Origin of the sequence: Micromonospora inaquosa (assembly GCF_003857055.1) — a bacterium.
GTDB lineage: Bacteria > Actinomycetota > Actinomycetes > Mycobacteriales > Micromonosporaceae > Micromonospora > Micromonospora inaquosa.
Map to the genome: position 1 here is coordinate 23845 of NZ_QGSZ01000224.1, position 16074 is coordinate 39918.

The following is a 16074-nucleotide window of genomic DNA, read 5'->3' on the forward strand; positions in this document are numbered from 1 at the left end:
GGCGGTGACGGGCGAGCACCTGCTCCGCCTCGGCGGCAGCGACTGGTCGATCTGGAAGCAGTCGGTGCTGCGAAGCGCCGGCTTCCCGGCGGCCGAGGTCGACCGCCTCAGCAACGTCGAGCTGGCGTCGGCGGCCGACCGGTCCGCGACGGGCGAGGGCAGCCGCGAGGACTACCAGGCCGCCTATGAGCGCGCGACGGCCCAACTGTCGGAGCAGATCCGCCACATCGCCCGCGACCCGGCGTTCCGCGAGGCGGTGGCCTGGCAGAACCGGGCACTCATCGCCGACTGTGTCGACAAGGCCGCCGCCGGGGAACCGCGCAACGTCCGGGGCCGCAATCACGAGTCGACGATCGCCAGCTACTGGCAGCGCTACTGCGTCAAGAACGACACCATCGGCTTCTTCGGTCCGGTCGGCTGGGCGCACTGGTCCGCCGACGACGCGGCGACACACGTCACGCCCGGCCCCGATCTCCTCGCCCGACGCACCACCTACTTCGAGGTCTGGGCGGTGGACGCCGTCGCGCATGCCTTGGAGCAGGACCCGCAGCTGTTGCCGTGGCTGCCGCCCCGCCGGGTCAGCTCGTTCGACCTCGTCGGTCGGACGCTGCACCGCAGCAGCCGGCCGCCGGTTCAGCTGACCGAGGCGGAGGCCGAGCTCATCGACCTTTGCGACGGCGTGAGGACCGCCCGGGAGATCGCCGACGATTTCCTCTGGTCGGGCCACCCCGAGTTCCGCACCGAGCAGGACGTCTTCGACCAGCTCGTCACACTGCGGGAGCGCGGGCTCCTGCACCTCGGCCTGGAGGTAGCGGTCTCCGCCCACCCCGAGCGGGAGCTGATCGAGCGGCTCGACCGGGTGGGCGACCCGGTGGTGCGCAGGGAGGTCCTGGATCGCGTGGGCCGCCTTCTGGACGCCCGGGACGCGGTCGCCGCGGTGGCCGGCGACGAGGCGAAGCTCGTGGTCGCGCTGGAACACGCCGCCGGGGTGTTCGAAGAGATCGCCGGGGTGCAGGCGGCCCGGCGGCCGGGGCAGACCTACGCCGGACGCACCATCCTCTACGAGGACACCGTGCGCGACGTGGACGTCCGCCTCGGCGCCACGGTCCTCGACGCGCTGGCCCCACCGCTGGCGCTGCTGCTGCAGAGCGCGCGCTGGTTCGTCGCCGAGGTGACGCGCGAGTACCGCACGATCTTCGACGACGCGTACGAGGCGGTGCGCGCGCGCACGGGCGACACCCCGCCGTCGCTGGCGGCGGTCGTCGCGGCCGCCACCCCGCAGTTGGCCTTCTCTCTCCGGGAGCTGCCACGACCGGTGGCGAGGGTCGCCGCGGAACTTCAACGCCGGTGGCAGGAGATCCTGGCGCCCTCCGTCGACACGCCCTCTCACCGGGTGCGCGCCGAGGACATCGAGGATCGGGTCGCCGAGCTTTTCGCGGCCCCGGAGCCGGCCTGGGCGGCTGCCGTCCACCACGCTCCGGACCTGATGATCGCCGCCGACGGGCCCGAGGCGGTGGCCCGCGGCGAGTTCCTGCTCGTCCTCGGCGAGCTGCACCTGGCATCGAACACCGTCGAGAGCCGCCTCTTCGTCGAGCAGCACGAGGATCCGTCCTGGCTGTTCCGGGCGGACGAGGCGGACCACGGCGACCGCCGAATCTACCTGTCCTCGCCGAAGCACTGGCAGGCAACGAACTCCCGCACCTACCCGCCGTCGGCGTTGCTGTCGCCCCGGTACACGTACTGGTCGCTGCACCCGGACGCCGGCGGCACCCCGGGAAAGCCGCTGCCGGCGGCACGCCTCGTGGTGGAGCGCACCGACGGCCGATTGGCGGTCCGTACCCGCGACGGTGTCCGGCGCTTCGACCTGCTCGAAGTGGTGGGCGAGCTGCTCTCGGCCGCCACGGTGAACGGGTTCAAGCCGCTGCCAACCGCTGCGCACCGGCCCCGCATCGCCATCGATCGGCTCGTGCTCGCGCGCGAGTCGTGGACGCTGGACGCCACCGACCTACGATGGGCGTCCATCAAGAAGGAGCCGGACCGCTTCCTGGCGGCTCGCGCCTGGCGCGCCGAGCTGGGCCTGCCGGAGAGAGCGTTCTACAAGGTACCGGTCGAGGACAAGCCGGTCTTCGTCGACTTCACCAGCCTGGTGTTGGTGAATCTGTTCGCCAAGGCGGTACGGCGGACGGCCGAGGCGCGGCAGACCACTTTCACCGTCTCCGAGATGCTGCCGGACGTCGGCCAGACCTGGCTGACCGACGGTCACGGCGCTGGCTACACGACGGAGGTGCGGATCGTGGCTGTCGATCCGGCCGCCGGCGCGAATTCCACCGATCCTCGCACCGGAAGGGGTGAATAGGTGCTCGACGAAGAGCTGATCAACTATCTCCGTCAGCTGCTGCCCGATTACATGGTGCCGGCAGCGGTCGTGACGCTGGACGCCCTGCCGCAGACGCCGAACCACAAGGTGGACCTCAACGCTCTGCCGGCGGTCACTGTCGAGTCCCGTGCCGACGGTTCGCCCCGCGACGACCTGGAGCGGAACCTGGCCGGGTTCTGGGGGCAGCTGCTCAATCGCGACCAGGTGGGCATCCACAACGACTTCTTCCGAACTGGCGGCAACTCACTGCAGGTGATGCGGGTGATCGCGCACGTGCGCAAGACGTACGGGGTCGGTGTGCCCGCCAGTTACCTGTTCGAGCAGCCGACCGTGGCGGCCCTCGCCGCGCGGGTACGGGAAGCGTTGGCCGCGGGACCGGCCGACGCGGGAAGGCAGGACTCGTGAGGTCGACCAGCGAGCCGTCGTTCGGGCAGGAGCGGATCTGGCTCCTGGAGCAGCTGCTGCCGGACACGGTGATGCATCACCTCACCATGGCTTACGAGATTCGGGGGCCGCTCGACCCGGCGGTGCTCAGCCGCGCCGCCGAAGCCGTCGTGGAGCGGCACGCGCAACTGCGCACCACCTTCCACGAACGCGACGGCCGTCCCTTCGTGACGGTGCACGACAGCGCGCCACCTGTGCTACGCGTGGTCCCGGTGGCGTCGCTCGACCAGTGGGAGGGCCGGGCCGAAGAAGAAAGAGCCGTGCGGTTCGACCTCTCAGAGCTACCGCTGATGCGGATCACCCTCTACCCGATCGGCGACGACCACCACGTCCTTCTCATCGTCCTGCACCACATCCTCACGGACGGGGCGGGCATGGGCGTGCTCCTCGACGAGCTCTCCGACGCGTATGCCGGGCTGCACGACGGCGGCCGGTGGCAGCCGGCGGATCTGCCGACCACCTACCAACAGCACGTGGCGCAGGAACGGACAGCTGCGACGGACGGCTCCTGGACAAAGGACCTCGCCTACTGGCGCGAGCGCCTGCACGACGCCCCTGCCGTTTTCACGATGCCGGGCGCGGCCCCGCGCCCGAGTCGACCGACGCTGTCGGCGCACGCGGCGCAGGCGTCGCTCACCGATGCCGACGTCACCGCGCTGCAGGAGTTCGCCCGTCGACACCGGGTGTCGCCGGCGATGGTTCTGTCGGCCGCGTGGGTGGCCACCCTGAGCCGACACTGTGGGGACCGGGACATCCTGGTGGGCACCTCGGTGTCCGGACGCGACCGGGCGGAACTCCGAGGGCTGATCGGGCTCTTCATGAACGTGGTGACACTGCGGGTGCAGGCGCCCGCCGGCACGAGCTTCGCCGACCTGGTCACCCGGGTACGCGACGAGACACTCACAGCCATGGTGCACCGGCGTCCACCGTTCGCCGCGGTGGTGGCCGAACTGGGCCGCGAGCGGAGCCTCGCGTACAACCCGGTCTACCAGATCCTGTTCAACAACGCCTCACGGTCGACGCAGGCGTTCGCCGGCGTGCCCGAACTGACCTCTCGGCGGCTGCCGTTGGCCTCCGCGGCCCTCCAGACCGACCTCGAACTGGTCGTGGCTCCCGAAGCCGACCAGCGGACGCTGCTGAACCTGGAAGCCAGCGCGGACATCTACGAAGAGGCCACCGCCGCCCTCCTGCTGGAGCACATGGTCAACCTCCTCCGCCACGGAATGGCCGCGCCGGACACCCCGGTGGACCAGCTCAGCCTGGTGACCGAGGAGCAGCATCGGGACCTGCTCCGCCTCTGCGCGCCGCCACGCACTCCCCTGCCCGACGTGGGCAGCGCCCTGGAGCTGATGCTCGCCTCGATCGACAAGAATCCCGACGCGCCCGCGGTGCACAGCGGGAGTCGCCGGTTCACCTACGCCGAGCTGGGGCGGCACGCCGGGCAGCTCGCCGAGCGGCTGGCGCGGGAGGGGGTGACCCGCGGCGACGTGGTCGCCGTCCACCTCGACCGGTCCGTCGAGGCCCTGCTCGCGATACTGGCGAGTTGGCAACTCGGCGCGGCGTACCTGCCCGTGGATCCGACGTACCCCCGTCGCCGGGTCGAGTTCATCCTGCGCGACGCGCGGGCTCAGGTGATCGTCTCCGGCCCGGGCACCGCGCCGGACACCTTCGCCGCCCTCGGCACGCGGGTCGTCGTGGTGGACGAGGTCGACGGCGACGCCGCGGACGGCCCGCCGCTGACCGTCAGCGCGGGGGGCGACGGCGAGGACCCCGCGTACGTCATCTACACCTCCGGCTCCACCGGCCAGCCCAAGGGCGTGAACGTGCCGCATCGCGCGGTGGTGAACTTCCTGACCTCGATGGCGGAGCGCCCGGGGCTGACCCACGACGACGTGATGCTCGCCCTGACCAGCCCGTCCTTCGATATCTCCGTGCTGGAGCTGCTTCTGCCCCTGATGGTCGGCGCACGGATCGCGCTCGCCTCGACGGAGGACGCACGTGACCCCCAACGTCTGCTCGACCTGGTCACCAACGAACGGGTGACCGTGATGCAGGCGACGCCGGTGACCTGGGACGCCGTCCTGGCCCTGGCCCCGGCGCACCTGCGACTGCGCCTGGCGCTCTGCGGCGGCGAGGCGCTCACCCGCCCGTTGGCCAACCGGCTCTGCGCGGTCGCCTCCCAGGTGTGGAACATGTACGGCCCGACGGAGACGACCGTCTGGTCGCTGATCGCCCCGGTACGTCCCGGACCTGACGACGAGGTCGTGCCGATTGGCCGCCCGATTCGCAACACCTCGGCCTGGGTGCTCAACTCCGACGGTGGTGTCCTGCCGGCCGGTGTGGTGGGCGAGCTGCACCTGGGCGGGAGTGGACTGGCGCTGGGCTACCGGGGTCGTCCGGGCCTGACGGACCAACGCTTCGTCGCCGGCCCTCCGGAGACCGGCACCGAGCGCCTCTACCGGACCGGCGACCTGGTCCGACTGCGTCTCGACGGCGACTTCGAGTTCCTCGGGCGGGCCGATTCGCAGGTCAAGATCCGGGGCCACCGGATCGAGGTGGACGAGATCGCCAGCCTGCTGCGCCGGCACCCCCGGGTGAGGGACGCCGTGGTGGTGGCCCGCGACGACGGTGCCGGCAACCGCCAACTGGTGGCCTACGTGGTACCCGCCGGGCTCAGCGCGCCGACTGCCCAGACAAACGAATCGAGATGACGATGCAGTCCACATGGCGGGTTCTCACCCCCGGGCTCAGCGATCGCGTACTGCTCACCGTGGACTTCGGTCCCGGTCGTCGCGAGGCCGGCTTCAGTGACCTGGTCGCCAACCTCGCGCCGGAACTGGTCGTGTGGGAGCCGGTGTTCGCTCCGCAGACCGCTGACCCGGTCACCGGCACAGATCCGCACGGCTGCGTCAGTCGCTGGCTCGACGACGTCAGGAACGCCGGGCTGGAAGTCTGCGGGGTGCTCGGCTACTGCGCCGGGGGCGCGTTGGCCCGCCAGACGGCGGACCTGCTGCGCACGAGGGGCCTGCCTGAGCCACCGGTCGTGCTGCTCGACCCCAGTCACGTCGACGGCGACCTGATCCAGGAGCTCTTCGCCACGTCGGTGCAGGGTTATGCGGAGCTGCTGTCGGAGGACCAGATTCGGGCCGCCCTCGCGGCCGCGGCCGGTTTCACCGGCGCCCTCGGGTCGAACATCGGCACACAGGCTCCTGCGGAGCTCGCCGAGGCCATGCGCAGCCTCCAGGCCCTGTACGACGGCGTCGTGCAGACCGTGTGCGACATGTTGGACGCCGACGAGGAGGTGAGCCGCGGGTTCTCGGAGCGGTTCGCCGCCTTCCTCAGCTACCTGGTCACCGCCGGACGTGCGAGCGCGGCGCGGGGCGGCTCGGCGACGGTCATCGTGTCCGGAAACCACCACCTGCCCGACGGGTTCGGCGTCGAGAAGCACCGCCTCCCCGTGTCCCGCGCGGCACTGCTGGCCGACCCCGCCGTCGCCCGTATCGTGGCGGAGGCACTGCGGTAAGCAGCGAGCTTCTCGTCCACCACGACCTAGCTGTGCTGACCGACCAGCCGTCGCCGCCGCACACCGCCGAGCCATCTGCCGACGCCTCCTTATCGAAACGGCTGCCGTAACCGGGTCCCCGGTCGCCCGTGGCGGAAGCCGCCGGGTCATCGCCGTGGCGCTGGCCATTGTAGGATTGGATCGACTCCGACCAGTGATCGGGCGATCTCAAGTGAGCCGCCCTCGCCTGATTGAGAGTTGCTCACGGGCCGCGCGGAACGTGGAGCACTCTCGTGGAAGTTCCCTGTCGGGAGGTGATTGCCCTACGGAGGAAACCGGCACTGATCGAGGGTTCGTAGCCGTGCCAGCGACGTCACCAGTTAGCCTCATTTGCGCTAGTCAAGTTCGGTCACGGGGCTGCGCGGGCGGCCCTGATTCCGGCACACCGACGGCTGTGGTTGCTCACACGCGAGATCGAAAACGACTCGCAGACGGGACACAGTGGCGGATGCCCAACTGGTACGTCGGTCCGACGGCCAGTGACACGTTTGCCTTCACGATGGATCACGATGCCACGACAGGCGACTTGCGGAGCTGCGGCACCGGGCATATCTGGTGTTCATCGGCTGAAGACACTCGCCGGGAGGTCCCCCTTGGCCGTCACTTTCCTTCATCATGAGGTCACGGCAATTCGGTCGACATTCAGCCCCCGAGTGCCTGCGCCGCGTCTCTCCTCGACGCGGATTCGGGCAGTCCACGGACAGCGGGCCGCTCAGTTGTTCAGCGCCAACCGCAGTTGCTGCCGATCCTGGCCGGCTTAGTCGGTGGCGTGGGCACTGACACTGACTATTCGTCCGCGCGCCATACCTCGCGCACCTCGGCGTCGCGCCGTCCCCGCGGGTCCCGCACCTGATGCGGTTCGACCTTCTCGCCGGCCTGCGCAGGCAGTGGCCGCTTGAGGTGCCGAAGGACGCCAGCATTCCCATCGGCGACTGTCGACGACGGGGCGCGGGCCGACGGCCAGGTCCACGCCGCGCCGGTGCCCGTCGAACGACTTCAGCACCGACTGAACGGGGGCTCGCGCCGACGCAGGTGCCGCTGATCAACGGGCTCAGCGGGCACCACACGGACCCGAAGGTCGGACGCCTTTCACCAATGACCTGCCGGAGCTACTGACTCATTTACCCGGTGTTCATCATCGATGCACCTGTATCCATGTCGAACGCTCGGCCAGTACGCCGATCACCGCTTCCGGCGAGGACCGATTCCTGGCTCGCAACGACGACCTCGGCTCCTGGCCGCCCCCGTCAAGCCTGCCCTCGCGCAGACCAAACGTCGACCCATCCTCCGCCGGTCAGCACGCACCCCCGCCCTTCGGCCCACGGTGAAACTTTCGGACGCGTCGATGACGCCACGGAGCCTGCCCGTCGGCGAGTCACGTGCACCGAACCCAATCTCGTCCGTCCCCTTGGGAACACGATCGACGCGATGATCGAATACCGACTGATCCCTTTGACCGACGCGCCGCCTGACGGGGGGTCGACGCTCTTCAGGCGGTCCCGATGGTGGCGTGGCGAGACAGCGTCGTGGCACCGGAGCGAGGCGGGCCACCCGAGACGAACGCCATGCGACCAACGGTTCGGCCAGCAGTTGTGTGCCTCAGGATCTCAGTGCCCACGCTCCGCCTCCTTCGGGGCAGGAAAATGACGGAAGATCGGCGTCGTCAACGCGTCGACGCGTCGGGATAATAGAAATTCATGTCGCCCGGCCGGCCGGATATTCGAAGACCTTGAGTGAACACTTCCCGGTGCGGAAATTACCTCTCCTATGTTGCTCTGGAAGAAATCGTCCAGATATCGATAATTGCCCCGGTCGGCAGGGGCATCGAGCGATCGGACACGCCCTTGTCCAGCTGGAGGCGCGGCAACCGACTCCACCCCGAACCAGTGCCGATCGTCTCACCTGACGGTCGAAGAAAATCTTGAGGTGTGCCCTGACCTGGTGCTTAGTCGAGGAGCAGGAGGTGGTGGCCGATCGAGGTCCAATCGGCGGGACTCGACGCAAGAACGCCACTCGATCTAGGATGGATGTCGAGGTAGTTCGATACGACCCCTGAACCAGGAGAGGGAGGCGATCAGTGCATATCGGACCTTCCCGTCGCAAAGAGCACTACCTGGCGCACCTGTTCAGGTGAAGGCAAATTGTCGGGTCTCGTGCTGAGACGCTGACCGGCCTACGGTTTTCTCGGCGACGAGAAGTCGTTTGTGTCGAATAAATTACTGGCAACTGACCAGTAACAAAAATAGCCGCCAAAACACACATTACATGCCATGGGGAGGGCAGTAGTCATACTAGATTTCGACGTGCGTCCAAACCGTAAGCCCTTGTCCCACACCGACCGACAAGCGCTGCTCAGCGCACCGGTCTTCGGTAAGGTGTTCACCGACCACATGATCACCCTGCGCTGGGACGCCGAGCGCGGGTGGCACGACGGACGCCTCGAAGAGTTCCAGAGCATCGCTCTGCCACCGTCGGCATCCGTCTTCCACTATGGGCAAGAGATCTTCGAAGGCATGAAGGCGTACCGCCAGCAGGGCGGGTCGATCGCGCTGTTCCGCCCGGAGCGCAACGCCGCCCGGTTCAACGCCTCCGCCCGGCGACTGGCGATGCCGGAGATCCCGGTGGAAACCTTCGTGAGAGCCATCGAGCTGCTGGTCCGCCAGGACCGACAGTGGGTGCCGCACGGTGCGGGCACCAGCCTCTACCTTCGCCCCTTCATGATCGCGACCGAGCCCACGCTGGGGTTCACCCTCCCGTCCCGCAGCTACCTGTTCTGCGTGATCGCCTGCCCGGCGTCCGCCTATTTCAGCACCCGGACCGGCCCGCCCGCACTGACCGTGTGGCTGTCGCAGGAGTACGCGCGCGCCGCGTCCGGCGGGACCGGCGCCGCGAAGGCCGGCGGCAACTACGCCGCCGCCTTCCTCGCCCAGCGAGAGGCGGTGGACCGAGGCTGCGACCAGGTTGTCTGGCTGGATGCGGTCGAGCACACATGGGTCGAGGAGATGGGTGGGATGAACCTCTGCTTCGTCCAACAATCCGCGGCCGACGAACCTGCCTCCCTCATGACCCCCGCGCTGACCGGCACCCTTCTGCCGGGGGTGACGCGGGATTCGCTGCTCCAGCTGAGCGGGCGGCTCGGCCTCGGCCGCAGCGAGGGGCGCATCAACGTGCAGCAGTGGCGCAAACAGTGCGAGGCTGGCCAGATCACCGAGGTCTTCGCCTGCGGTACGGCGGCGGTCATCGCACCGGTCGGACGCGTACGCGGGGCGAGCGACGAGTGGACGATCGGCGACGGTCGCCCTGGTCCCGTGACCATGCGACTTCGTGACGAACTGCTCGGCATCCAGTACGGCCGCATCCCCGATGACCTGGGCTGGACGCGCATCGTGTGCTGACGGTGAGGGACTCTTCTGTCGGGCTCCGACAGGAGAGGTATCTCTCCGCACGCGTCTGGCGGCCCATCGGCAGGTCCGCCGATCCGGCATGACCGTGGGCCACCACCAGCGCGCTGCGGCAACGAGACCTGCTCCGACATCTGACGCGCCGGTCCGGGTACGCCATCGGTCCGGTCGCGTCGTCGCAGGCCCACAGCGCCTTCATCGAGGAATGGGCCACTGAACCTTCCACGAAGACCTGGTTTCGGGGGTTTCCGAATGACATCACAGATGCCATGAAGCTGATCAGTTCCATGCCGTCGGCCGAGGAGGCTCAACGCGAAGACGCAGTGCCGGGGGTGGCACGTCTGCGGCTGGTGATTCTGGGCGTGCTGCTTGCGGTACAGATCAGCGCAATCCTGATCGCACCCATGCCGTCGGGGCGGGTGGCCGTCAGTCTGGTCGTGGTCACCACCCTGGCAGTCCTGCAGACCCGTCACATCAGAGTGACAGCTGCGGGCCCACCGTGGCCGCGGATGGGGCTGTTGGCCGTCGAGGCTCTCATCACCTACCTGCCGATGCTGGCCGTCGGCGCGGTCTGGCCCGGCACGGGGGGATTCCTCGCAGCGTCGGTGCTGCTCGTGGTTCCCGGTCGAGCCGCATGGGCGCTGTTCACCACCGTGGTCATGAGCACGGTCGCGGCCGCCGTGACGATAGGGCCCGGAGTCCGGTACGCCGGCACGATCGCCATGGCCAGCATGGCCATCGGCCTGACCATCTATGGCATGTGCCGCCTCAACGTGATGATCAAGCAGGTGCAGGGCAGGCACACCGAGGCGGTACAACTCGCCGTGGTCAGAGAGCGGATGCGCTTCGCCCGGGACCTGCACGATCTGCTCGGCTACAGCCTGGCCGCGATCACGCTTCGGGCCGAGTTGGCCGGACGGCTCACGAAGAGCGACCCGGCCACGGCCAGCGACGAGATGCGCGACGTGGTCGCCATGGCACGGCAGGCCGCCGCCGAGGTGCGGCAGGTGGCCGACGGGTACCGCAACATCTCGCTGGCCCAGGAGGCGGCGGCTGTGGCCTCGCTGTTCGCCAGCGCCAACGTCACGGCGCGGGTCGAGGTGAACTGCGGAGTCCTGCCCGACAAGGTGGACTCGGTCCTCGCCATGCTTCTGCGTGAGCTGACCACGAACATCCTGCGGCACAGCAGTGCGCGTAACTGCTGGATCACTCTCGAACAGAGCGATGAACACGTGACACTCTCCGTCGCGAACGACGGGGTTCCGCGGACCGCAACCACCTATCGCGACGGCGGCGGGTTGGAGAACCTCGCCTTCCGCCTGCAGGCGGTCGGCGGGACATTGAGCGCGTCGGTATGCGGTGACGGCCGATTCCACGTGCTCGCGGAGGTCGCCGTCAAGGCTGACGCGGCCCTGGGCACCCGGATACATCGCGTCGGATGCAGCTCGTCGTCGGCCCGGCATGCGCCGGCCGCGTGAATTGAGGGGAGTTGCGCGTGCTGCGGATCCTGCTCGCCGAGGACGTCGCCATGGTCCGCGGGGCGCTGGTAGCCCTCATCGAACTGGAGCGGGACCTGAGGGTGGTCGCGGCCGTCGACAACGGCGCGGACATCGTCTCCACGGCGCTGGACTGCCGGCCCGATGTCGCGGTCCTCGACGTCGACCTCCCGGGTCTGGACGGCCTGTCGGCGGCAGCACAGCTCAGGACCGAACTGCCCTGCTGTCGCACCCTCATCCTCACGAACCTGGGACGGTCCGGAACGGTCAGCCGCGCGCTCACCGCCCAGGTGTCCGGCTTTCTGCTGAAGGACTCTCCGCCGGAGGACCTGGCCAACGCCATTCGTGCCATCGCCCTGGGCCGCCGGGTGATCGACCCGCAGCTGGCCCTGTCCGCTTGGGACTGCGGCCAGAACCCGCTGTCCACACGGGAGCACGAGGTGCTGCGAATGACGGCCAGAGGTGCGGACCCGGTCGAAATCGCCGCTACTCTGCACCTGTCGGTTGGGACCGTCCGCAACTACCTCACAACGGTCGTCACCAAACTACATGCCCGCAATCGAGTTGAAGCGGTCAAGATGGCTTACGACTCGGGCTGGCTGCCCTAGGGCGCCGACAGTCGACCGGGCGGGAATCCGCAACTCCGAGTGATCGTGGATTGCTGTTTTTGTGAGCAAGGTCCGAGGTGGAGCGGCGTACGACCCTCCCGCAATCTGATCACAGGTCAGCAGAACAGCCTGCGGCGCAGCACGCAGAACCACGTTCAGCACAACCTGCGGCACAGCCGGTGAACCGGCGCTGCCGCTCCTTTGAGCTGCGTAAGCGACTCTGACGGAGGCGGCCATGAGGAAGCAGTACTACGAATACCGGCACGTCGTCGGCTTCGAGGAGACGAACCTCGTTGGCAGCGTCCACAACGTCTACTACACGCGTTGGCAGGGCCGGTGCCGCGAGATGTTCCTGCTCGAACACGCTCCGGGCGTGCTCGACGAGTTGAGTGACGACCTGGAACTGCGCCCGATCGAATCCGAGTGCGAACACCTGGCCGAGGTTTCTGCCTTCGACGAGGTGGCGATCCGGATGCGGCTGAAGGAGCTGACGCAGACCCAGATCGGCTTCGCCTTCGACGTCGTGCGGGTACGCGAGGGAGTGGAGGATCTGATCGCTCGGTGCCGCGAACGCGTGGCGTGCCTGCGTGGTGCCAACGGTACCGCCACCCCGGCACAGGTACCGCCGCAGCTCGCGTCGGCGCTGAGTGCCTTCGCGGTTGCCCCCACCACGCAACCCCGGGGCAGCGGCACCGGAGGCAGGGCATGAGTGTCGCCGCGCATGGCCGACGGACCTTCCCGGGGCCACCGCCGTGGGCGACGCCCGGGTTGCTGCGCAAGCTGTGGGGTGACCGGCTGGGTCTGCTGTCCGATGCGGCCGACAGGTACGGCGACGTGGTCCGATTTTCCATGGGGCCCAAGACGCTCTACTTCTTCAACCATCCGGATCACGCCAGGCATGTGCTCACCGACAATGCCGCCAACTATCACAAAGGGCTGGGCCTGGCCGAAGCTCGACGGCGGATTCTCGGCGACGGCCTGCTCACCAGCGAGGGCGAGACGTGGCGCGGTCAGCGGCGCGTCATCTCGCCCGCCTTCCGCCGGGAGCGCATCGCGGGTTTCGCCGGCGTGGTGGCCGACGCCGGCGCCCAGCTGACCGAGCGCCTGGAGGCGCAGGCCGGAAACGTCGTCGATGTGGCCGAGGAGATGACCGCGCTCACGATGGATGTGCTCGGCAGGACCCTGCTCGACGCCGACCTGAGTCCGCTGAGCTTCCTGGGGCCCGCGTTCGAGGCCGCGCAGGAGCAGGCAATGTTCGAGATGGTCACGCTGGGCGCGCTGCCGTTGTGGATGCCGCTACCGCGCCACCGCCGCTTCCGCGCCGCCAAGCGGCAGATCGAAGACGCGGTGCGAACGCTCGTCGAGTCCCGCAGACATGACACGGGCACGGACGGGTCCGACCTCATGTCGGTGCTGCTGCGCGTCAGCGAGAGCGGGCAGGACGCCGATGCCCGCTGGCGTGGGCTGCGCGACCAGATCGTGACGATGCTCCTGGCCGGGCACGAGACCACGGCCAGCACGTTGTCCTGGGCCTGGTACCTGCTCAGCCGGCATCCGCGGGCGGCCGAGCGACTGCGTGCCGAGGCGATCGCGGTCCTCGGCGACCGCACCCCGGAGTACAGTGACCTGGTCAAACTGCCGTACACCACGATGGTCATCCAGGAGACGATGCGGCTCTATCCCGCGGTGTGGGGGTTACCGAGGGTGGCCCTGGCCGCCGACGAGATCGGCGGATACCCGGTCCCTGCCGGCGCGGACATCATGATCAGCCCCTACACGCTGCATCGGCACCGCGACTTCTGGGACGAGCCGGACCAGTTCCGGCCGGAGAGGTTCGCGGCCGACGCCCCGCCTGTCGGCCACCGGTACGCCTACATACCCTTCGGGGCGGGCCCCCGGGTCTGCGTGGGAAGCCACCTCGGCATGCTCGAGGCGACCCTCATCGCGGCCATGGTCGCGCGCCGCTTCCGGTTCGAGTTTGCCGGGCCGACCGACCCGGTGCCCGAGGCCATGCTGTCGCTCCGGATCCGCGGTGGCCTGCCCGTGCGGGTGAGGCGGGCCTGACCGCTGCGGCGTCTCCGTGGCGACCGACCGTCGGGGCCACGACGTGACGGCGGAGGTCGCCGGGCGGTTCGGGCTACGACGCGAGCCAGACCGGCTCGAAGTCCAGTGCGCCGGCCAGGATCGCCTGATGAAGTCGCTGTAGCCGCGGGCCCGGCTCCACACCCAGTTCGTCGCGGAGTACGGCCCGTATCTGCCGGAAGGCCTCCAACGCGTTACCGGCCCGCCCGGAGCGGTAGTAGGCGACCATCAGCAAGGCGTAGAAGTTCTCGTGCATCGGATGCTTGGCCACCAGCATTGTCAGCTCGCCCAACAGGTCCGCATGACGGCCGAGGTCGATGTCGGCCTCGATCCGGCGTTCCAGCACGCCGATCCTGTTCTCCTCGAGCGATCCGACCTCCGCACGCAGGATCCGGCCGACCGGGACGTCCACGAGGGCCGGCCCGCGCCACAGTGCCAGTGCGCAACCCAGCAGTTCGGAGCTGCCTTTCGGGTCTCCTGAATCCACGGCTCTGCGACCTGCGCGTGCGAGGTTGTCGAACTCTGCCACGTCGGTCTCGCACAGCTGCCCGTCGAGCTGGTAGCCGGAGTGCCTGGTGCCGAGCAGCCGTCTCGCCCAGTCCCGGTCCCGGGCAGCCGTCGCCAGCTTGGCCCTCAGCTGGAATATGTAGGTTTGCAGGGTGGTGGCGAAGCTGCGTGGCGGCTGGTCCCCCCAGAGTTCCTCCACGAGTGTCTGTGTGGTCACCACCCGCCCGGCGTTGAGCGCGAGCAGCACGAGGATCTGGCGCTGCTTGGGCGCGTTCGGCATCACCGGCTGGTGGTTCAGGTGCGCGGACACCGGGCCCAGCAGTTGGAAGACGACCTTCTCATTTTCCCTGTTCATTTCTCAGCTCCAAGAGTTGACACCGGATGACTTTCGGTTGCTCGATCGTCCCTCGAGCGGAACCCCAGCTCCCAGAGATCTGGTCACGACCAGGAGGGTGAAAAACTCACCCCACAAACATGACATCGCAACGTGCGACCACCAATGGCCGAGCCTGTGACGAAGTCGGGCGACGAACAGCAACCGAGAGTAAGCACCCCCGCATTCCTCACGCCACGATGGAGAGGTGACGCGTCGGTGTCACCCGCGGAAGGTGGATAGATGCCAACTGTCTTCGGCTCGATGCGCAGGCTCATGCTGAGCCCTCAGCTCGCCGACGTGACCTTCGCCAAACGGGGCTTCCCGGGCGAACCGTCCCCCGGCGTACGACACCTGGAGGCTGTGCCCCAGGCCGTCATCTGCGGGTTCGAGTGGGGAATCGATGCCCGCGACCAGTGGGAGGTCGAGCGCCGGCTGGATCTGGTGAGCGAGGAGATGCGCGGATTCGCCTACGAGGGGGTGACGATGGCCTTCACCGTTCTCGACGCAATGGGACGTGGCCACCGAACCCGCGATCTGCTCCTCGGGCCCGGGCGTCCCCATGTTTTCCTCGCATACATCGGTATGGGTTTCGCGATGGCACGATTGCCCAGGAAGTTGTGGAACAAGGCAGTTCCCGACCTCGCCGGCGACCCCTATTACCCGACGATGAGCTGGTTGGCTGTCGACGGGTACGGATTCGATCGCGCATATTTCGAGACGCCGCGCTGGGTCGAGGCGCAGAAGGTGCCGAAGCCCTATCCCTGGGAAGGTTCGCCGGACTATTTCCTTCGAGCCGTCGATCAGGGAGTCGGACGGGCCCTGTGGTTCATCTGTGGTGGCCGCGTCCCCGATGTCGCCGCCGCGGTGGGGCGTTTCGCCGAGCACCGCCAGCCGGACCTGTGGAGCGGCGTGGGGCTGGCCGCGACCTTCGCCGGAGGAAGCGACGCGGAGGGCCTGGCCGCCCTGCGGCGGGCCGCCGGCGAGCACTGGGCGCAGTTGGCACTGGGCGTGGTGTTCGCGGTGAAGGCGCGTACCCACGCTGGCCTGGTGCCGGACTACACCACCGCGGCCTGCGAGACCCTGGCCGGTCTCACCGTGGACAAGGCGGGCGCGCTCGCCGACGCCACGGCGGTGCACTCCCCTGGATCGGCGCCCGCCTACGAGCTGTGGCGCCAACGGATCCGGGCACACTTCGACAACGCGTGACCGGTGACAGCTCGT

At 68.6% G+C, this 16074-nt stretch carries 11 protein-coding genes; 10 read left to right on the top strand and 1 reads right to left on the bottom strand.

Going from position 1 to position 16074, the window contains the following annotated elements:
- Positions 1 to 4 precede the first annotated feature (4 nt).
- From DLJ59_RS18295 to DLJ59_RS18335, 9 genes are all read left to right on the top strand, one after another.
- Positions 5 to 2356, top strand: a complete 2352-nt coding sequence (locus DLJ59_RS18295) for a lantibiotic dehydratase (protein WP_124773855.1) — start codon at positions 5 to 7, stop codon at positions 2354 to 2356.
- Entirely contained in the window at positions 2357 to 2782 is a 426-nt protein-coding gene (locus DLJ59_RS18300; RefSeq protein ID WP_208648746.1) for a phosphopantetheine-binding protein, read from the top strand.
- Positions 2779 to 5532 (top strand): non-ribosomal peptide synthetase, encoded by a 2754-nt coding sequence (locus DLJ59_RS36970; protein ID WP_124773856.1) that lies wholly within the window; start codon positions 2779 to 2781, stop codon positions 5530 to 5532. Before DLJ59_RS18300 ends, DLJ59_RS36970 begins: the two co-directional genes overlap by 4 nt.
- Positions 5529 to 6344 (top strand): hypothetical protein, encoded by an 816-nt coding sequence (locus tag DLJ59_RS18310; protein ID WP_124773857.1) that lies wholly within the window; start codon positions 5529 to 5531, stop codon positions 6342 to 6344. The genes DLJ59_RS36970 and DLJ59_RS18310 overlap by 4 nt, the downstream gene beginning before the upstream one ends.
- Positions 6345 to 8653: 2309 nt before the next feature.
- Positions 8654 to 9778, top strand: a complete 1125-nt coding sequence (locus DLJ59_RS18315) for a branched-chain amino acid aminotransferase (protein ID WP_124773858.1) — start codon at positions 8654 to 8656, stop codon at positions 9776 to 9778.
- 275 nt (positions 9779 to 10053) lie between these two features.
- Complete coding sequence (locus tag DLJ59_RS18320; RefSeq protein ID WP_124773859.1) at positions 10054 to 11262, top strand: sensor histidine kinase; 1209 nt, start codon at positions 10054 to 10056, stop codon at positions 11260 to 11262.
- A 17-nt stretch (positions 11263 to 11279) separates the two neighbouring features.
- Complete coding sequence (locus DLJ59_RS18325; protein ID WP_124773860.1) at positions 11280 to 11888, top strand: response regulator transcription factor; 609 nt, start codon at positions 11280 to 11282, stop codon at positions 11886 to 11888.
- A 235-nt stretch (positions 11889 to 12123) separates the two neighbouring features.
- Positions 12124 to 12597: an acyl-CoA thioesterase gene (locus tag DLJ59_RS18330; protein ID WP_124773861.1), complete on the top strand. Its 474-nt coding sequence runs from the start codon at positions 12124 to 12126 to the stop codon at positions 12595 to 12597.
- Entirely contained in the window at positions 12594 to 13952 is a 1359-nt protein-coding gene (locus DLJ59_RS18335; RefSeq protein WP_124773862.1) for a cytochrome P450, read from the top strand. Before DLJ59_RS18330 ends, DLJ59_RS18335 begins: the two co-directional genes overlap by 4 nt.
- Before the next feature lie 73 nt (positions 13953 to 14025).
- Here the strand turns inward: DLJ59_RS18335 and DLJ59_RS18340 are convergent, their stop codons facing one another.
- Positions 14026 to 14832, bottom strand: a complete 807-nt coding sequence (locus DLJ59_RS18340) for an AfsR/SARP family transcriptional regulator (protein WP_124773863.1) — start codon at positions 14830 to 14832, stop codon at positions 14026 to 14028.
- 261 nt (positions 14833 to 15093) lie between these two features.
- Here DLJ59_RS18340 and DLJ59_RS18345 point away from each other — a divergent pair, with 261 nt between their 5' ends.
- Positions 15094 to 16059, top strand: coding sequence for a DUF1702 family protein (locus DLJ59_RS18345; protein WP_124773864.1), 966 nt, complete (start codon positions 15094 to 15096; stop codon positions 16057 to 16059).
- The last annotated feature ends 15 nt before the right edge of the window (positions 16060 to 16074 follow it).